A 19,018-nucleotide genomic window follows, 5' to 3' on the forward strand; every position below is an offset into this window, starting at 1 on the left:
CGATGAGCAGCACGCAGCACGACCCGGGACCGGACCAGCTCAAGGGCATCCTCATGGTGCTCGTGATCTTCGGGCACACCTTCTGGCAGGGCGTCGGCGAGTCGTGGGCCAAGTGGATGATCTACGGCTTCCACATGCCGATGTTCCTGTTCCTGTCCGGGTACATGATCTCGATGGCACGGTTCGGCACCCGGCCGTGGGGCGAGCTGCTGCGTCACTACTGGAAGCGCATGATCGCGGCCTGGCTCGTGGTCAGCGTGCTGTGGCTGGCGGTGCAGGAGCCCGACGCCTTCGACTCGGTGCGGTCGTTCGTCGAGGTGCTGCTGCTGCGCCCGTCGTTCCACCTCTGGTACGTGCCGATGCTGTTCCTGAGCGTGCTGCTGCTGCGCCTGCTCGGGCCGGCGCTCAACCGCTCCGTCACCGCCCGGGCGGCGCTCGGCCTGGCCGCCGTCGCGGGTGCGCTGCTGTTCCAGACGCCGCTGAAGGAGCTGGTCCCGCAGGTCGTCCTGGACAACGTGGACGCCCGGTACGCCGGGTACTTCGTCTGGATCCTGCTCGGTGTGGCGGTGCGCAACGGGTGGTTCCCGCGCCTCGCCCTGGCGTGGGGGCTGCCCGTGGTCGCGGTCGGCCTCGTGGCCCGGAGCTGGGTCTACACCTCGGACGCCGCCGGGCCCTGGTGGAGCGTCGCCGCGTTCACCGTGCTGTCGATCGGCGCGTCCCTGTGCGTGCCGGCGCTCCGCGACGCCCTGCGCACACCCCTGCCGATCGTCGGCGAGGGCCTGCGCACGGTCGGCCAGTACTCGCTGTACGTGTACCTGCTGCACCCGTTCGTCACGGACGCGCTGCAGACCCCCGAGATCGGCTGGGCGCGCTCGATGGCGCTCGGCGCCGCCGTGACCGTCGCGATCCTGGTGGCGAGCTGCGTCGTGGCGGGCGTCCTGGAGCGGGTCGGCGTGTGGCGCCGTCGGCCACGCAGGCTCGGCTAGTCAGTACCGCGGGTACGCGTAGTAGAGCACCTGGGACTCGGGCACCCAGTGCTCGACGACGCCGCGGACGCCCGACGGGAGCGCGCCGCCACCCCCCGTGTTCCCGTCGATCACCTTGATCCGCGAGCCGTCCACCTGCACCACGAACATCGTGTGCGACGCCGCACCGGAGGCGATGTAGGAGACGAAGGCCAGTGCTCCGACCCGCGGCGTCGACCCGGTGGGCAGCTTGCGCCGGACGGAGTCCTTGTAGGCGCCCCACGTGGTGGACTGCGGCACGAGCCCCGCGTGGCCGGAGGCCTTGAAGATCCAGGACTGGAACAGGCCGCACCACGGCGCGTTCGTGCGCGCCCACACGTTGTACTTGCTGTACCAGTCGTAGCGCGAGCCGTTGTCGCCGTCGTACCGCACCCGGTAGCCCACCTGGGACCGGGCCGCCGCCACCACCTCGCCCAGCGCACCCCTCAGCCCGGTCGCCGCCTCGGCGCCGTCGCCGTTGGAGTACAGCACGCCGCCCTCGAACCGCTGCACGCAGCCGCCGCGGGCCAGGCCGCACAGCGGGTCCATCACCGGGGCGCCCATGCGGCCCGTGGCGCCGCCCAGGTGCCGGTACTCGCCGAGGATGCCGCCGTGCACCCACCACGTGCGGTCGCGGCCCGAGCGGGTCACCTTGACGAGGATCCCCTTCCCGTAGGAGCGGGACACCACGGTGCGGGTCACCTGCCGGTGGCCCGACGTCGGCCTGCCGATCGCGGCACCCATCTGTCGCTCGCGGGAGGTCATGGTCCGGTCCGCCGTGGTGAACCCGACGCCGATCCGCGCCGTCCATGACGACCGCGTGCTCGACGAGCCGCGGTAGATCGCCCGGTACTCGTAGACGGCGCCCGCACGCACGCGCACGCTGTACCGCCCGGACCGGTTCGTGGTGTCCGTGCCCACCGTGCGCCAGCCGGACTCGTCCATCCGCTTCTTCTGCACGACGACGGCGCGGCCCCGCGCCGGTGAGCCGCTCACCGTGAGCCGGCCGAACATCCAGAACGTCTCGCCCTTGCGCAGTCGCCGCTCGGTGACGGCGCCGGTCAGGGCGCTCGACCGCGCGGCGGTGGCGACGGCGTCGACCGTGGTGCCCGGCGCCGCGGCGCGTGCCGCTCCGGCCCCGGTCCCGCCGGCCGGCGTTCCGGCCGCGGTCGTGCTCGCCGCGACACCCGTGGTGGGCACGAGCAGCGCGACCGCCAGCGCCGTGCCGACCCAGCGGCGCGGCCTGCGCGGGCCGGTCCGCCCCGCGTGCCGTGGCGTCGTCCGCGCGCCCCTGGCGGCCCGGTCCGTCCCCGCACCGGGCTGCCGAGCGAAAGATCGCCACATGTCCGGCAGGCTACGTCCGACCCGCGGAACGCGCAGGACGAACGCGCACCCGGCCGGTCAGAGCCGCGCGGGCAGCGCCTCGCGCAGCCGGTCGGTGAGCTCGGTCATGTAGGTGCGTGTCACGTGGTTCGGGTCGCGGTAGACCAGCACGTTCCCGATCACGGCGGGGCAGGTCTCCTCGTCGCAGAAGTAGTCGAGAACGTCCACGGACGTGACCCGCGGCGCCTCCTCCAGCGCGCCGGGCACGGTGTCCCGGCCGCCCAGGGCGTCGCTCCTCGGCTGGTCGCACTGCGTCGGGTCCGTGTAGTTCTCGGTGACGCACTCGATCACGTCGTCCCGGGCGTGCGGGGTGTCCCGCAGCACCACGACCTGCGAGCCCAGGTCGGCGAGCTCGTTCCAGACCTCGGCGAGGCCCGCGGCGCCGGAGTGCTCCTCGCCGTCGCGCGGGGCGAGCGAGTACGACTCCTGGAAGGTGGTGACCACCATGTCGGGCGCGAGCTCGCGCAGCTCGGCCCGGGTCTGCGCGTTGGCCGCGTTGCAGGCGTCGATCTCCGGGCTCGCGCCGTTGCGCGAGTCGGCGCTGTACGGGCAGGCGGAGTGCAGGTACGTGACCACGCGCCAGTTGCGCTCCGTGGCGACCTGGACGAGCGGCTCGGTGAACATCGCCGCGTGCGAGTCGCCCACCACGGCCACGGTCGCCGTCGGGTCCTCCGTCGCGCCGAACTCGCACGGGGTCGTGACGGAGTCCCGCTGTCCCGCCTGGCAGGCGTCGACCTCGGGGCTCTTGTCCTGTGCGGCCTTGATCGGGTTGGGCGAGATCGCGGTGCTGCCGTCGACGAACGGCGCGAAGTCCCGCTGGATCCCCTCGGGGATGGTCTGGTCCGCCTCGCCCGCGGCCTCCTGGGCGTTGTGGTCCCAGCGCTCGATGATGCCCTGCACCCGCCACGGCAGGGTCAGGGTGAGCCCGGCCACGACGAGCATCGCGACGAGGGCGGTCACGAGCATGCGCCCGTCGGCCCGGAACCAGCGCGACGCGCGCACCGGCTGCTCCACGAGGGCGTAGCTGGCGATGGCCATCGAGAACGAGGCCAGGAGGATCACCATGATGTCGGTGAACCGGGGGTCGCGGCCGGTGTAGACGCCGAAGAACACGATCACCGGGAAGTGCCACAGGTACAGCGAGTAGGAGATGTCGCCGATGCGCTGCACGCCCCACGACTCGGTGACCGTGCGCAGCGAGCCCGGGCCCGTGGTGCGGCCCGCCAGGATCACGGCGCACGCGCCCAGCACGGGCGCGAGGGCGGCGAAGCCGGGGAACGGGGTGCCGTCGTCGAACAGGCACGCGGCCGCCACGATGGTCGCGGCGCCGAACACGGCCATCGTGCTGCGCAGCGGCGCGAACCGCTGCGTGTCCCGGATCAGCAGCGCCAGGATGCCGCCCGCGGCGAGCTCCCAGACGCGGGTCAGCGTCGAGTAGTAGGCCACCGGGTCGTCGGCGAGCGACTGCCGGACGCCCCAGACCAGGGAGGCGACACCCACCACGCCGAAGATCACCAGCAGGACGCGGCGCAGCGACTCGGGGTCCTTGACCACGACGCCGCGGCGCGCGCCGCCCCAGATCCCGACGGCCAGCAGCACGAGCAGCGGCCAGACCAGGTAGAACTGCTCCTCGACGCCCAGCGACCAGAAGTGCTGGAACGCGGTCGGGTCGTTGCTGGCCGCCTGGTAGTCCACGGCCTCGGCCGCGAGCGCCCGGTTCTCGACGTAGAGCACGGAGGCGAGCGCCTGCCGCCACCACGACTCCACGAGGGAGGGCGGCAGCAGCACGAGCGAGAGCACGATGACGCCGACGGTGGTGACCACCGAGGCGGGCAGGATGCGCCGGGCGCGGGCGGCCCAGAACTTCTTGAGGCTCACGGATCCCGTGGTCGAGACCTCGCGCCACAGGTGGCCCGTGATGAGGAACCCGGAGATCACGAAGAAGACGTCGACACCGATGTAGCCGCCCGGGAGGACCGCGGGATCGATGTGGTAGACGACCACGAGCAGCACCGCGAGGGCTCGCAGTGCCTGGACCTCGGGACGGAACTTGCGGGTGCGGACGGGGGCCTCGGACGTCGTGGAGGCGCGGTCCTCAGTGGCGGCGGGTGCCGTCGTCGTTGCCGTCATGGAGTGTCAGACTCTTCGCTTCGGGGGCAAGGACGGGGCCGAGTGTCCCACAGAAACAGTGGGGTGAAGAATTTCGTGTTTCGCGTCCGTTTCAGATGTGCGGATGCGATGGCGATCCTGGTCAGGACGCGTAGGTTGCCCTACGGGGTCCCGCAGGGGGACTCGAACTTTCAGCCACTGGAGAGTGAAGCATGCGCATGTCCCACTCCCGTCGAGCACTCGCCGTCGCCACGGCGACGACGCTCGCGCTCACCGCGCTCGGCGGTGTCGCCGGCGCCGCGGACGAGCCCGAGTCGACCCCCGTCCCGATCGTCACGCCGGACGGGGCTCTGTTCTCGTACGTCGTGAACACGGAGCGGGCCGGCGCCGCCCAGACGGCGCTCGCCACCAAGGCGGTCAAGCGCGCCGACGGCGTCGTCGTGCAGAGCTGGCCGCAGATCGGCGTCGTCGTGGTGCACTCCGCGAACGGCTCGTTCCGCGAGGACGTGGTGGCGCTCGACCGCCTCGGCGTCATCGAGTCGGTCGGCGCGACGCGCACCGTCTCCCCCACCGAGGGCACGCCCGGCACCGACGCCCCGGCGGGCGCCAAGGAGAGCCGGTCCGTGGTGGGCAAGGGGCAGAAGAGCTCCGTGGGCGGCACCGTCGACGGGCCGTCCCGCTCCACCGCGGCCGACCCCGACCCGGGCGAGGTGACGCAGTGGGACATGGAGATGATCAAGGCCGACCAGGCGATCGAGGTGAACCCCGGGTCGTCGCGTGTCACGGTGGGCGTGCTGGACTCCGGCATCGACGCGGCGCACCCCGACCTGGCCTCCCAGGTCGACGCCGACCAGTCCGTGAACTGCACCGACGGCGGCAGGCCCGACCTGTCGGCGACCGGCTGGCTGCCCACCACGTCCGACCACGGCACGCACGTGGCCGGCACCATCGCCGCGGCGCAGAACGGCACCGGCATCGTGGGCGTGGCCCCGGGCGTCAAGCTGGCCTCGGTCAAGGTCGTGAACGACGACGGCTACATCTACCCCGAGTACGCGGTCTGCGGCTTCGTCTGGGCCGGCCTGGAGCGCATGGACGTCACGAACAACTCGTACTACGTGGACCCGTTCATGTACTGGTGCGAGGACCAGCCCGACCAGGCCGCCGCCAAGGAGGCCGTGCGCCGCGCGGTGGAGTTCTCGACCGCGCGGGGCGTGGTGCACGCCGCCGCCGCGGGCAACGCGGCCACCGACCTAGCGAACAACACCTCCGACGCGTCGAGCCCGAACGACTCGGCAGCCGTGCAGCGCGTCATCAACTCGGGCTGCGAGGAGATCCCCGCCGAGCTGGACGGCGTCGTGTCCGTCTCGTCGCTGACCCAGGCGGGCAACCTGAGCTCGTTCTCGAACCGCGGCCTCGGCAAGATCGACGTCTCCGCGCCGGGCAGCTCGATCCTGTCCACCGAGCTGGACGGCACGTGGGGCCTCAAGAGCGGCACGTCGATGGCGTCGCCGCACGTCGCGGGCGTGCTGGCGCTCCTGAAGTCCGCGCACCCGCGCTGGTCGCCCGCCCGGCTGGAGGCGGCCGTCCGGGCCCAGGCCGACGACCACGAGTGCACCACCACGACGGCCGGACCGGCCTGCGTGGGCACGCCGGCGGAGAACAGCTTCTACGGTGACGGCATCGCCGACGCCCTGGACGCCGTCGACCGCTGACGCCGCGCCCTGAACGTGTCAGACCCTCAGATCCCTCCGGGGATCTGAGGGTCTGACACGTTCGGGGGTCAGAAGCGGGTGCGCACCGCCGGGGGCTTCATCGGGTCCACGAACAGCCACTGCGCCTTGGCCCGCAGCGCGTTGTGCAGCGGGCGGGCGAGGGTCCCCGCGTAGGTGGCGGTCATGTGGTTGTCGTCGCGGTAGATCAGCACGTTGCCCACCACGCCCTGGCAGAGCTGGTCCCCGCAGATGTACCGGGTCAGGTCGAGGTGCACGGCCGAGTCCGGCACGCCCTCGGCGTCCTCGACGGGGTTGACCGGCGAGTACACGTCCGCGCGGGCCCGGGCGCAGCTCACGCTGTCGGCGTGCTGCTCCACGCACGCGGGCACCTGGAACCCGAACCGGGGGTTGTCGCGCAGGGTGACCACCCGGATGCCCGCGTTCGCGAGCTGCCGCCAGGCCCGGGCCTCCGCCGGGATCACCGTGTCGCCCGGCTCCGTGGTCGACGTGCGGCTGCCGATCACCACCACGGCGTCGGGCCGCAGCTCCTCGAGCCGCTCCAGCGCGTTGATCCGCCACGACCAGCACATGTCCGCCGGGTCCACCGGACCCACGGGCGCCGCGAGGCGGCAGCCACGCCGGGCCAGGAGCAGCACCTCCCAGTTCTCCCTGCTGCCCACCTCGGCCATGGCCGGCGCCCACTGGATCATGTGGGAGTCCCCCACCATGACCACCAGGTGGTCCGCGTCCGGCGAGTCGGTGACCGTGCACGTCATCGGCACGTCGGTGCCCGGGTTCACCACGTTCTCCTGGATGCAGCCGTCGTCGTCGACGGCGGGCAGGTCCAGCGCGGCGACGGCGGGCGCCGGCAGCACCTCGACGTCGTCCGGCACGTCCGCGCCGTGCGCCGGGCTCAGGGCGAGCGCCCCGGGATAGGCCCGCGCGTCCGCCTGCGCGGCCGCCTCGGCGGCGGCGAGCAGGGCGGCGTCCTGCCGCTCCAGCAGCCGGATGCCGACGACGGTGCCGCCCGCCACCAGCGACACGCAGACCGCGGTCGCCACGAGCGCACGCGCGCCGCCCACCGCCTCCCGGAACCGCTGCGCGGGATCGGCCACCAGCTTGGTGGTGAGCCAGGACAGCGCCACCGAGACCGCCATGATCGCCGCGGCGCCGAGCGGGTCCACCCGGTCCAGCCCGGCGTGGTGCAGGTAGGCGATGAGCAGCGGCCAGTGCCACAGGTAGAGCGCGTAGGAGATGTCCGCCACGAAGCGCAGGGGCGCCACCTGCAGCAGCCGGCGCGGCCCCCAGGCGGCGCCTCCGCCGGAGCCCAGCAGCACGAGCAGCGCGCCCGTGACCGGCCACAGGGCCCAGGGCCCCGGGAACAGCACGCCGCCGTCGAGCACGAAGCCGCTGGAGACCACCAGGCCGAGCCCCGCCCAGCCCAGCAGCGGCCGCAGGCCGTGGGGCACCCGCAGCCAGGGCAGCAGCAGGGCGAGGAAGCCGCCCACGCCCAGCTCCCAGAACCGCGCCCAGGAGTGGAAGTAGGCGACGGGCTGGTCCGTACCGTGCAGGTTCAGCGCGAAGACGAACGAGGCCACGGTCAGCGCGCCGACCACCACGAGCAGCAGGTCGCGCGAGCTGATCCACAGCCGGCGCGCGACCGCCACCACGAGCAGCACCACGACGGGCCAGACCAGGAAGAACTGCCCCTGGACGGACATCGACCAGAAGTGCTGCAGCGGGCTGGTCTGGGGGCCGGCCGCGCCGTAGGAGAGCTGGCCGGCGATCATCTCCCAGTTCACGTAGTACAGCGCGGAGGCGAGGAGCTCACGGCCGGTCTGCACCCAGGTACCGCGCGGCAGGACCCACCAGGTGAGGGCCGCCGTCGCGGCCAGCACCAGCAGGGCCGGGGGCACCAGGCGGGCGAACGTGCGCCCGTAGTGCTCGCCGAGGCGCAGGCTCCGGGTGTCGGCGCGGCGCAGCAGCGAGCCGGTCGCCAGGAACCCCGAGAGCACCAGGAACACGTCGACGCCGCCGGAGACCCGCCCGTTGCCGAACAGGTGGAACGTCACCACGAGGGCCAGGGCCAGGCCGCGCAGGCCGTGCAGCTCGGGGATGTGCGCGCTCGCGCGGGGCCGGACGACGGCGAACGGCAGCGGCCGGTCGTCGGGCGCACCGGCCGGGCCCGCCGTCACGCCCGAGGGCGGCAGCGGGTCGGAGACAACGGTCACTGATCCTCCGGGTCGGTGCACGGAGCGTGTGGTCCGGCGGAGGGGACGAGCGCCCTGGCCAGGGACCACTTCGGCAGCGTCGGAGGGCCGCCGACCGAGGTCGGCGGCCCTCTGGCGCTGCGGAGCGTATCAGGACCGGGTGGACGCACCCAGCGCTGGCCGGACCCCGCCCGAGCGGTGACCCGGAGGTGACTCAGTACTGGTGCGCGGCCCCGCCGATCATGCCGGCGGCGACGGTCTTGTTGGTCGCCTCGTCCACGAGGATGAACGCGCCCGTCTGGCGGTTGGCCTGGTAGGAGTCCACGAACAGCGGCTGGGTCACGCGCAGGCGGATGCGCGCGATCTCGTTCAGCCTGATCTCCGTGGCCTCCTCGTCGCGGTGCAGGGTGTTCACGTCCACGCGGTAGTTGATGTTCTTGACCATCGCGCGCGCCCACCGGGTGGTGTGCTTGATCGCGTACTTCTTGCCCTGCACCAGGGCGGCCGACTCGTCCATCCAGCAGATCTGCGCGTCGACGTCCTGTGTCACCGTCGGGGCGTTGTTCGGGCGGCAGATCATGTCGCCGCGCGAGATGTCGATCTCGTCGGCCAGGCGCACCGTCACCGACATGGGCGGGTACGCCTCCTCGACGGGACCGTCGGCCGTGTCGATGGACGCGATGGTGGTCTCCAGCCCCGCGGGCAGGGCCAGCACCCGGTCGCCGGGCTTCATGACGCCGGACGCGACCGTGCCCGCGTAGCCGCGGTAGTCGCGCGTGTCGTTCTGCTGGGGCCGGATCACGTACTGCACCGGGAACCGGACGTCCACCAGGTTGCGGTCGGAGGCCACGTGCAGCCGCTCGAGGTGGCTGAGCAGCGGCGAGCCGTCGAACCACGGCATGTTCTCGGACCGCGTCACCACGTTGTCGCCCGCCAGGGCGGACACCGGGATGAACGTCAGGTCGGGCACGCGCAGGCGGGAGGCGAACTCGGTGAACTCCGCGCGGATCTTCTCGAAGACCTGCTCGTCGTAGTCCACGAGGTCCATCTTGTTCACGCAGACCACCACGTGCGGCACGCCCAGCAGCGTGGCCAGGAACGTGTGGCGGCGCGACTGCTCCACCACGCCCTTGCGCGCGTCCACGAGGATGAGGGCCACGTCCGCCGTCGAGGCGCCCGTGACCATGTTCCGCGTGTACTGGATGTGGCCGGGGGTGTCCGCGATGATGAACTTGCGCTTGGGCGTCGCGAAGTAGCGGTACGCCACGTCGATGGTGATGCCCTGCTCGCGCTCGGCGCGCAGCCCGTCCGTCAGGAGCGACAGGTCCGCGTAGTCGTTGCCGCGGTCCCGGCTGACCTGCTCCACCGACTCGAGCTGGTCGGCGAAGATCGACTTGCTGTCGAACAGCAGCCGGCCGATCAGGGTGGACTTGCCGTCGTCGACGGAGCCGGCCGTGGCGAACCGCAGGAGGTCGCCGCTGACGACCTCGTGGTGCGCCCCGGCGGCCTCGCCCGCGTCCGGAAGAGTCGTCGTCATCAGAAGTAGCCTTCCTTCTTGCGGTCCTCCATGGCGGCCTCGCTCACCTTGTCGTCGCCGCGCGTGGCGCCGCGCTCCGTGAGCCGGACGGCGGCCACCTCCTCGACGACGTCGCGCAGCGTGACCGCGGCGGACTCGACGCAGGCGGTGAGGTTCGCGTCGCCGACGGTGCGGTACCGCGTCGACAGCACCTGGGCGCTCTCGCCGTCCTTGAGCGGGGTGAAGTCGTTGACCTCGTAGAGCATTCCGCTGCGCTCCACGACCTCGCGCTCCTTGGCGAGGTAGAGGTCGGGCAGGTCGATGTTCTCGGCCTCGATGTAGGACCAGATGTCCAGCTCGGTCCAGTTGGACAGCGGGAACACCCGGATCGACTCGCCCTGGTGCACGCGGCCGTTGTAGAGGTTCCAGATCTCGGGGCGCTGGTTCTTCGGGTCCCACTGGCCGAAGTCGTCGCGGAAGGAGAACACGCGCTCCTTGGCGCGGGCCTTCTCCTCGTCGCGGCGGCCGCCGCCGAACAGGGCGTCGAAGCCGTGCTTCTCGGCCGCCTCCAGCAGCACCGGCGTCTGGATCCGGTTGCGCGAGCCGTTGGGCTCCTCCTGCACCAGACCCCGGTCGATCCCCTCCTGGACGGAGGCGATCACGAGCTGCACGCCCGTGCGGTCCACCCAGCGGTCGCGGCAGTCGAGCACGGTCTGGAAGTTCAGGCCCGTGTCGACGTGCATGATCGGGAACGGGACGCGCGCGGGGGCGAACGCCTTGACCGCGAGGTGCAGCATGACGATGGAGTCCTTGCCGCCGGAGAACAGCAGACAGGGCCGCTGCATCTCGGCGACCACCTCGCGCATGATGTGGATGCTCTCGGCCTCCAGGCTGCGCAGCTGGCTCAGGACGTGACTCTTCACTCCTCAAGCACCTTCTTTGCTATCTGCCCCGACCACGGACGCGACACCTACGGTGTCGAGCAGCTCGCGCAGGCGCGGAGCCAGTGCCGGGGGGCATACGAACAGGTCGGGGAGCCAGGGGTTCTCCCGGTTGTACCGGAGCTCGGATCCGTCCAGACGGGTGCAGACGAGACCGCGGGACCGGGCCACGGCGACAGGGGCCGCGGAGTCCCACTCGTACTGCCCACCCCCGTGGACATAGGCGTCAACCGCAGCGTCGGCGACGGCGAGCACCTTGACCCCGGCGGAGCCCATCGGCACGAGCTCGACGTCGTCGCGCTCGGCCAGGGCGGCCACGAAGGCGGGCGGGCGGCTCCGGCTCGCGGCGATCCGCAGCGGCCGGTCCCCGGACAGGACGGCGGCCGAGTCGTCGCCCGGCACGATGCCGTCCGCGGTGGTCAGGACCTCTCCGCGGGCGGGCAGGGCGACGGCGCCGGAGGTGAGGCCTGCGCCCCGCTCCCAGAGCGCGACGTGGACGGCGAAGTCGTCCCGCCACTGCCCGGCCAGGGGCCCGTCGGCGTGCCGCTCGGCGAACTCGCGCGTGCCGTCGAGCGGGTCGATGATCCACACCCGGTCCGCGGCGGTGCGGGCGGCGTCGTCCTTGGCCTCCTCGGAGAGGACGGCGTCGGCGGGCCGGGCGGCGGTCAGCGCGGCCGCGAGCCAGGCCTGGGCGGCGGCGTCACCGGCGTCCTTGAGCTCCTTGGCGACGAAGGCGCCGCCGGCGGCGTCGACCTCCGCGCGGAGAGCGAGGAGCACCTCTGCCGCTCCCTGGGCGAGTGCGCGGGCGAGGGCGTCGTCGTCGAGCGACGCCGGAGGGAGCGTGGGGGACAGCGCGTTCATCGGTCTCCAGGGTGGACGGCTTCCGGCAGATCCGGCCGTCCTGACGCGACGCTCGACAGGGGGCCAAGGTGCCACAGGTGCAGTCCGGCGGACGCGCCGAGGCTACCATTCCGCCATGCGATCCAGCGCCAGTGGACCAGTAAGCATCACTACCGGCAGCAGGGAGCGCTAATGACTACTATTCCGATGAGTTTGATCGGGAAGGCGACGGTCGGCGCCCGGCCCCAGGTCCGCGCGGGATGAGCATCGACCTTCCCCTGGTCCTGGGCGGCCTCGCCGTCGGCTTCGTGGTCGGTCTGACCGGCATGGGCGGCGGTGCCCTCATGACACCGATGCTCATCTTCGTCTTCCGCGTGAACCCGCTCGTGGCGGTCTCCAGCGACGTGGTCGCCAGCCTCTTCATGAAGCCCGCCGGCGCGATCGTGCACCTGCGGCGCGGGACGGTGCACCTGCGGCTCGTGCTGTGGCTGTGCGTCGGCTCGGTGCCCGCCGCGTTCTCCGGCGCCCTGCTCATCAAGGCGCTGCCCTTCGGCGACTCGCTCGACTCCGCGCTCCAGACGATCCTCGGGGTGGCCCTGCTCATCGCGTCGGGCGGCCTCGTGGTGCGCGCCGTGCTGCAGATGGTGCGGAGCCGCTCGGCGCTCGGCGAGGGTCCGACGCCGGCGTCCGCGCCGCGCGAGCTCGTGGTCCGCCCCGTGCCCACCGTGGTCCTCGGCGCCGTGGCCGGGCTCCTGGTGGGCATGACGTCGGTCGGCGCCGGCTCCGTGGTGATCGTGGTGCTCCTGCTGCTCTACCCGGCGCTCAAGGCGTCCCAGCTCGTGGGCACCGACCTGGTCCAGGCCGTGCCGCTCGTGGCGGCGGCGTCGCTGGGCCACATCCTGTACGGCGACTTCTCGCTCGGGCTGACCACCTCCCTGCTCGTCGGCGCGATCCCCGGCGCCTGGTTCGGCGCCCACGTGTCGTCCCGCGCGCCGGGCGGCATCATCCGGCGCGCCCTGGCGATCCTGCTGCTCGCGTCCGCGCTCAAGCTGCTCGGCGCGAGCCTGCCCGTGGTGCTGGGCGCCGCGGGCGCCGCCCTGGTGTTCGGCAACCTTCTGTGGTTCTGGGTCAGGCGCCGGTTCGGCGCCGCCCCGCCGGCGTCCGTAGCAGACTCGACGTACGAGGACCCGGCCCCGGCCGGACCACCGTCCGGACCACCGGCAGGGACGGCGGCCGGTCCCACGGCCGGATCCCCGACCGCACCAGCACCCGACACCGCCGACGACCCGGCAGAGACGAGCCCGCAGCGATGACCGACTCCCCCGCCCGCGTCCTGTCCGCCGACGAGCTGGACGTCCTCGAGCTCACCCTCGGCGGCGCGCTCCCGCCGTCGGCCCTCGTGGCGGCCCTGCAGGACGGTCCCACGGGTGCCGCGCCGAACGACGCGCCCACCGACGTCGTGCTGACCGACGCCGAGAACACGCCTCTGGCCCGCCTCACGGCCCGGCCCGGCGAGGCGCCCGCGGTCGAACCGCTCAAGCCCCTCGCGGCGGCGATCGGGCCGCAGTGGGACGCCGCCGTGCGCCGTCCGGCCCGCGAGGTGCGGGCGAGCCTGGGCGGCGGCCCAGGAGCGAGCGTCGGCCTGCTCGTCACCGAGGTACCGACCCGCGAGGAGTCGGACGCCGCGGTCGCGCTCGCCTCCGGCGGCGCCACCGCCCCCGGCCGCAGCACCGTGCCGGACGGCGCCGCCCCCGGCACCGTGCTGCTGCTCGTGCCGGTCGCCCGCCGCGCCCCCGAGCCCGGCGTCGTCGGTGCCCCCGGGCTCGTGCGGGCGGCGCAGGGGCTGGCCGGCACCCTGACCGAGCGCACCGGCGCGCGGGTGACCACCGTCGTCGTGCCGTGGTCCGGGCCCGCCGACCCGTCCCTCGACGAGGTGGCGGCCGCCTACGGCGCGGCGCGCGTCGAGCGGCTGGCCGCGCACCGCTCGCCGGCCACGGCCGAGCGCGTGGCGGCCCTGCCCGGCGTGCGGGACGAGGCGGTCCGGGCGCTGTACCCGCCCGCCTCGGCGGCCGAGCTGGCCCGCGCCGCGAGCGGCGCCCACCGCCGGGGCGCCGTCGTGTTCTTCACGGGCCTGTCGGGTTCGGGCAAGTCGACGGTGGCACGCGCCCTGGCGGCCGAGCTGGAGGACGACGGCCTGGGCACCACGCTGCTCGACGGCGACGAGGTGCGCCAGCACCTGTCGAAGGGGCTCGGGTTCGACCGCGCGTCCCGCGAGACCAACGTGGAGCGCATCGGCTACGTGGCGGCGCTCGTAGCCCGGCACGGCGGCATCGCCGTCGCCGCGCCGATCGCACCGTTCGCCGCCGGCCGCGCGCGGGTGCGCGCCCTCGCCGAGGAGGCCGGGGCGCACTTCGTCCTGGTGCACGTCAGCACGCCGCTGGAGGTGTGCGAGGCCCGCGACCGCAAGGGCTTCTACGCCCGGGCCCGCGCCGGCGAGATCGCCGAGTTCACGGGCATCTCGTCGCCCTACGAGGAGCCCGACGACGCCGACCTGGTCATCGACACCACCGACGTCCCGGTCCCGGAGGCGGTGGAGCAGGTGCGCCGCCACCTGCTGGCGCTGCTGGACTGACGCGGCGCGGATCGGCGTGACCGGCAAAAAGGTCAGGTGATCGGCAGCTCGGGCTGCCGATCACCTGACCTTCTACCGATCACCCGCCGGGCCTGGGCCCTGGGCCGAGGCCCGGCGGGGCCTCAGGCCGTGGCCTCGGCCTTGTTCGCCTCGGCCTCCTGGGCCTTCTTCAGCTCGGCCTCTTCCGCCTTCTTCCGCGCGGCCTCTTCCGCCGCACGCTTGCGCTGCAGCGCCCGACGACGGGCCGGGCCCATGCCGGGACGCTGTGCGCGCACGAAGTTCTTGTACGCCTCGGCGACCTCGTGCACGGGACCGTCCATGACGAGCTGCCCCTGGTGCATCCACAGCACGCGCGTGCACATGGCCTCGATCGTGGAGATCGAGTGGCTCACCAGGAAGACGGTGCCCGCGTTGGCGCGGACCTCCTCGATGCGCGACTTGCTGCGCTCCTTGAAGGCGGCGTCGCCGGTGGCGAGGGCCTCGTCGATCATCAGGATGTCCGGCGACGCGGCCGACGAGATCGCGAACCGCAGGCGCGCGCCCATACCGGACGAGTACGTCGTCATCGGCAGGTAGACGAAGTCGCCGATGCCGGCGAACTCCACCACCTCGTCGAACTTCTCGTCGACCTGCTTGGGCGTGAGCCCGAGCGCGAGGCCGCCGATCATGATGTTCCGCTCGCCGGTGAGCTGCGGCATGAGCGCCGCGTTCACGCCGAGCAGCGACGGCTCGCCGGAGACGTGCACGCTGCCCTTCTTGGGGGGCATGAGGCCGGCGATCGCCCGGAGCATGGTGCTCTTGCCCGAGCCGTTGACGCCGACGATCCCGATGGACTCGCCGTGCCGCACCGTGAAGGAGACACCCCGCACGGCGTGCACCTCGCTCACCGCGCCGACGTGCCGGCGTCCGGCCTGGAGCAGCCGCTTGTGGAAGGGCACCTTGACCTTGATCTCGCGGATCTCGGCCCCGCCCTTCTCGGCCTCCTTGCGGGCCCGTCCGCCGATGACGCGGTAGACGACGTGCAGGTCGTCCACCACGAGGCACGGGTCGCCCAGGTCGGTCTCCAGCGCCTCCTGCCCGGCGTCCTCGGGCTCGACCTCGAGGTCGAAGTCCATGTGCTCGTCGGCCTCAGTCACGTCCGTACCTCTCCTCACCGCGCCAGAAGACGATGAAACCGATCACGAAGAACACGACGGCCCACACACCACCGAGGGCCCACATGAGGCCGCTGGGTGGGAACTGCTCCTCCTGCATCAGCACGGAGCGCACCAGGTACAGGTACACCGCGACCGGCTGGTACTCCAGGACACCGCCGACGATCGCCTTCGACGTCTCGGGGATCTCCAGCCGCGCGACGTAGTCGGCGAGCGGGAAGATGACGCCGGAGGCGTACATCACGACGCGCATGACGAACGGCAGCACGTTCTCGATGTCCGGCGTCGTGGCCACGTACCGCGCCATGAAGAACGCCAGCCCGGTGTTGAAGATCCACATCAGCGCGATCGCGGCGGGCAGCAGGAGCCACCACCAGGTCACGTGGATCATCTCGTAGCCGGGCAGCAGTCCGCTGAGCAGCGTCACGATGCACATGACCACGATCGCGGGCAGCAGTGTGGTCAGCAGCGACAGCACCGTCGACATCGGCAGCACCGCCCGCGGGAAGTGCAGGGAGCGCAGCAGCTGGGTCTTGCCGCTGATCGACTTCGCACCGCCGGTCACCGAGGACTCGATGAAGCGGTACATGAAGACGCCGATCACGATGAAGGCGATCGAGTTGTCCACCCCGCGGTTGAGCCCGAGCAGGATGCCGAAGATCAGCACGTACACGGTCGCGTTGAGGATGGGGTTGAGCACGGCCCAGAGCTGGCCCAGGTAGTTGTTCTGGTTCTTGGCGTACGCCGTCGACGTGGCCAGGACGCGGATGAAGGCCCAGCGTCCGGTCAGGTCGCGGATGTACTCGCCCAGGGGCGGGCGGACGTTCAGGGGGCGCAGTCCGTACTGCTTCGCGAGGGCGAGACGCTCGGCCGACGTGGTGCCGGGAACGAGCGGCGGCGGCGGCTGTTTGGCGTTGCCGCTGGCGGCGGGCTTCGCAGGCGCTGCCGCGTCGGTAGTAGGTGTGCTCACGGTGCGTGAAATACCTGTCTGGTCGGGGGCACTGCCGGGCGTTGTCCGGCCGTTCGATCCTAGCGGGTCACGAACCCTAGCAGTGTGGTCGGGATTCCTGGGCGACAGCGCGGGACCACGCCCGCCGGACCTCGGCGGACGTCTCCCGTGAGAGACTGCCACGCGTGCAGCACCCCCGTCCCGCTCCTCGAACGACCGACCCGGGCACCGCGTCCCCGCGTGTCGCCGGCGCCCTGGTCGAGTCGCCGCTGCAGCTGCTCTGCACGGTCGAAGCGCACGCCGCCGGGTACGGCGGTACAGAGACCCACGTGCACGTGCGCGACGACGTCCCCGCCCTGGGCGACGCCCTGTCCGCGGTGCGCGAGCTCAGCCTCCCCGACGGGCTGACCTTCGACCTGGCGGGCCGCCGCAGCGCCCTGACCGCGCGCGAGCCCGTCTGGCTCGTGGGCGACGCCTTCTCCGGCCTGTTCCAGGCCACCGCGCCCCTGCGGCGCCCGGAGCGCATGGTCCTGGTCGACGACGGCCTGGCCACCCTCGAGCTGTGCCGCCTCCTGGTGCGCCGTGACCCGCTGGTCCGGATCGGCCGGCCCGCGCGTGCCCCCCGACGCCGGCTCGGCGCCGTCGCCGCCGGCCGCCTGCGGTCGCTCGCCGCCGACGGCCGCGTCACGATCTTCACCGCGATGCCGCTGACCCCCGAGCTGTCCGCCGGCCTGCGGGCCCAGGGCTTCGACGTGCGGCACAACCAGTTCGGCTGGCTCACCGCGCAGCCCGCCGACGAGGCCATGCCCGAGCCCACGATCGTCGTCGGGTCGGCGATGGCCGCGGACAAGCTGATCGACCCGCACCGGTACGTCGACTGGATCCGGTCGCTGGCCAAGGAGAGCGCCCTGCGCTACGTGCCGCACCGCCGTCAGACGCCGGAGTTGCTCGCTACCCTGGCCGGGATCGACGGCGTGACCGTCGACGTGCCCGGGGCCCCCGTCGAGATCCGGCTGCGGGGCCTGCGGGCGGGCCAGCGCGTGCTGAGCCTGCCGTCGACATCGACCATCCTGTTGACCACTATCATTTCACCGCTCGGTGTCCCCGTCACCGCGCTCGACGTGCCCGCCGACTGGTGGACCCCGCGCGCCACGGCCGAACAACGAGCACACCTGACCAGCGTCGTCGAGCTCGCCCGGCAAGCCCGGGCCGCAGCCGACGACGCTTCGGAAACCGACTCCCCGGAGGCGAACGAATGACCATCCGCGTGCTCGCGGTCGCGGACAGCGACTCGTATCTGAAGTGGGCATGCGCGACGCTGGACAGGCTCGGACCGGCCGACGAGAGCGGGCTCGACCGCTCGGCCGTGATCGTCAAGACGCCGATCGCACCGACCACCAGTCAGATCGCCGCCGCCGTCGCCGGGTCCTCCGTGGTCCGGCCCGCCGTCCTGCCCGTCCGGGACCTCGCCGCGCAGATCCGGGACAACACCCCCGACGTCGTGCTCATCGCGGCCACCGGGCCCGTCGCCGAGGTCGTGGCGCGCGCCGTCGTGGCCGCCGCGGGCAAGCGCCGGCCCGCCCTGATCACCGGCCTGCCCGGCATGGCGCTGCCCGCCACGCCCGAGGGCACCGGCTGGCGCCGCTGGTGCGACGCGTTCGTGGTGCACAGCCGCCTCGAGGTGGACGCCTATCACGAGGCCTTCGCCGCGCACGGGGTCACGCCCGAGGTGCCGCTGGCCCACCTGCCGTTCCTCGAGCACACGGCCGCGAGCCTGGGCACCGAGCCGGTCAAGCGCGTCGTGTTCGCCGCACAGGCGAAGGTGCCGGACAACCGGCCCGACCGCGTGACCCTCCTGGACCGCCTCGCGAAGCTCGCCGAGGACGACTTCGAGGTCATCGTGAAGCTGCGTGCCCGCAAGGGCGAGCGGCAGACGCACAACGAGGCGTTCCCCTACGACGAGCTGTGGGACACCGAGCACGAGCGGCTCGGGCACCGCAGCGATGCGCTGCGGTTCGTCGACGGTCCGATGGCGGAGTGGCTGCAGGCCGGCTCCGCGCTCATGACCGTCAGCTCGACCGCCGCGATGGAGGGGCTGGCCCTCGGCCTGTCGACCGTCATCATCGACGACTTCGGCGTGAGCCCCGAGCTGCTCAACGCGCCGTTCGCCGGCAGCGGCTGCGTGATGCACGTGGCCGACGCCGCCGAGGCGTTCCGCGCCGGGGGGCCGCAGCCCGACACCGCCTGGCTCGAGGACAACTACCTGCACGCCACGGACTCCGAGCTGCCCGCGACGGTCCGGGAGCTGGCCGCGCGCCGAGAGGCCGGGACGCTCACCGAGCTGGCCGAGGTCAAGCCGTGGCTGCGCGCCCGCTACCTGCGGATGGCCCTGCAGATGTACCTGCCCAAGTTCGTCTACGACGTGATCCGGCTGACGACCCGTCCGGTGCGGCTGCTGTTCCTGGACAAGAAGGCCTGACCCGACCGACCAGAGCCGAACGAGGTGTCAGACGTACAGGTCACCCGAGTGACCTGTATGTCTGACACCTCGTTCGACGTTCGGGCGCG

Annotated in this window: 14 protein-coding genes; 6 read left to right on the top strand and 8 right to left on the bottom strand. The window is 72.6% G+C overall.

Annotated features, from left to right (window positions below):
- The first annotated feature begins 2 nt into the window (after window positions 1–2).
- Window positions 3–986, top strand: a complete 984-nt coding sequence (locus AB0I29_RS15745) for an acyltransferase (protein ID WP_357482891.1) — start codon at window positions 3–5, stop codon at window positions 984–986.
- On the opposite strand, the gene AB0I29_RS15750 is transcribed toward AB0I29_RS15745, so the two are convergent.
- Entirely contained in the window at window positions 987–2,348 is a 1,362-nt protein-coding gene (locus AB0I29_RS15750; protein WP_357482894.1) for a hypothetical protein, read from the bottom strand. It lies immediately after the preceding gene.
- A gap of 57 nt (window positions 2,349–2,405) precedes the next feature.
- A complete protein-coding gene (locus AB0I29_RS15755; RefSeq protein WP_357482897.1) occupies window positions 2,406–4,517 on the bottom strand; it encodes an acyltransferase family protein in 2,112 nt (703 codons plus the stop codon).
- 197 nt (window positions 4,518–4,714) lie between these two features.
- On the opposite strand from AB0I29_RS15755, the gene AB0I29_RS15760 reads away from it, so the two are divergent.
- Window positions 4,715–6,208: a S8 family serine peptidase gene (locus AB0I29_RS15760; protein ID WP_350224614.1), complete on the top strand. Its 1,494-nt coding sequence runs from the start codon at window positions 4,715–4,717 to the stop codon at window positions 6,206–6,208.
- A 68-nt stretch (window positions 6,209–6,276) separates the two neighbouring features.
- Here AB0I29_RS15760 and AB0I29_RS15765 read toward each other — a convergent pair whose 3' ends face one another.
- The 4 genes from AB0I29_RS15765 to AB0I29_RS15780 form a co-directional block, all read right to left on the bottom strand.
- Window positions 6,277–8,439: an acyltransferase family protein gene (locus AB0I29_RS15765; protein WP_357482901.1), complete on the bottom strand. Its 2,163-nt coding sequence runs from the start codon at window positions 8,437–8,439 to the stop codon at window positions 6,277–6,279.
- 193 nt (window positions 8,440–8,632) lie between these two features.
- Window positions 8,633–9,955, bottom strand: a complete 1,323-nt coding sequence (gene cysN / locus AB0I29_RS15770) for a sulfate adenylyltransferase subunit CysN (protein ID WP_285108234.1) — start codon at window positions 9,953–9,955, stop codon at window positions 8,633–8,635.
- On the bottom strand, window positions 9,955–10,857 hold the full coding sequence (gene cysD / locus AB0I29_RS15775) for a sulfate adenylyltransferase subunit CysD (RefSeq protein WP_285108233.1): 903 nt from the start codon (window positions 10,855–10,857) through the stop codon (window positions 9,955–9,957). The genes cysN and cysD overlap by 1 nt, the downstream gene beginning before the upstream one ends.
- A 3-nt stretch (window positions 10,858–10,860) precedes the next feature.
- Window positions 10,861–11,736, bottom strand: a complete 876-nt coding sequence (locus tag AB0I29_RS15780; protein ID WP_357482905.1) for an inositol monophosphatase family protein — start codon at window positions 11,734–11,736, stop codon at window positions 10,861–10,863.
- A 239-nt stretch (window positions 11,737–11,975) separates the two neighbouring features.
- Between AB0I29_RS15780 and AB0I29_RS15785 the strand changes: the two genes are divergently transcribed.
- On the top strand, window positions 11,976–13,028 hold the full coding sequence (locus tag AB0I29_RS15785; protein ID WP_357482908.1) for a sulfite exporter TauE/SafE family protein: 1,053 nt from the start codon (window positions 11,976–11,978) through the stop codon (window positions 13,026–13,028).
- On the top strand, window positions 13,025–14,347 hold the full coding sequence (gene cysC / locus AB0I29_RS15790) for an adenylyl-sulfate kinase (protein ID WP_357482911.1): 1,323 nt from the start codon (window positions 13,025–13,027) through the stop codon (window positions 14,345–14,347). Before AB0I29_RS15785 ends, cysC begins: the two co-directional genes overlap by 4 nt.
- 122 nt (window positions 14,348–14,469) lie before the next feature.
- On the opposite strand, the gene AB0I29_RS15795 is transcribed toward cysC, so the two are convergent.
- Together AB0I29_RS15795 and AB0I29_RS15800 are read right to left on the bottom strand one after the other, a co-directional pair.
- Window positions 14,470–15,462, bottom strand: coding sequence for an ABC transporter ATP-binding protein (locus AB0I29_RS15795; RefSeq protein WP_285108434.1), 993 nt, complete (start codon window positions 15,460–15,462; stop codon window positions 14,470–14,472).
- Between the two features lie 13 nt (window positions 15,463–15,475).
- Window positions 15,476–16,471: an ABC transporter permease gene (locus tag AB0I29_RS15800; RefSeq protein ID WP_285108225.1), complete on the bottom strand. Its 996-nt coding sequence runs from the start codon at window positions 16,469–16,471 to the stop codon at window positions 15,476–15,478.
- Between the two features lie 164 nt (window positions 16,472–16,635).
- Between AB0I29_RS15800 and AB0I29_RS15805 the strand changes: the two genes are divergently transcribed.
- Together AB0I29_RS15805 and AB0I29_RS15810 are read left to right on the top strand one after the other, a co-directional pair.
- On the top strand, window positions 16,636–17,709 hold the full coding sequence (locus AB0I29_RS15805; protein ID WP_285108223.1) for a hypothetical protein: 1,074 nt from the start codon (window positions 16,636–16,638) through the stop codon (window positions 17,707–17,709).
- The gene (locus AB0I29_RS15810) at window positions 17,706–18,929 is read left to right on the top strand and encodes a DUF6716 putative glycosyltransferase (protein ID WP_357482915.1); all 1,224 of its coding nucleotides are present in this window, start codon (window positions 17,706–17,708) and stop codon (window positions 18,927–18,929) included. The genes AB0I29_RS15805 and AB0I29_RS15810 overlap by 4 nt, the downstream gene beginning before the upstream one ends.
- Window positions 18,930–19,018 lie beyond the last annotated feature (89 nt).

It is taken from the genome of Promicromonospora sp. NPDC050262, from assembly GCF_040655935.1.
Classification (GTDB): domain Bacteria; phylum Actinomycetota; class Actinomycetes; order Actinomycetales; family Cellulomonadaceae; genus Promicromonospora.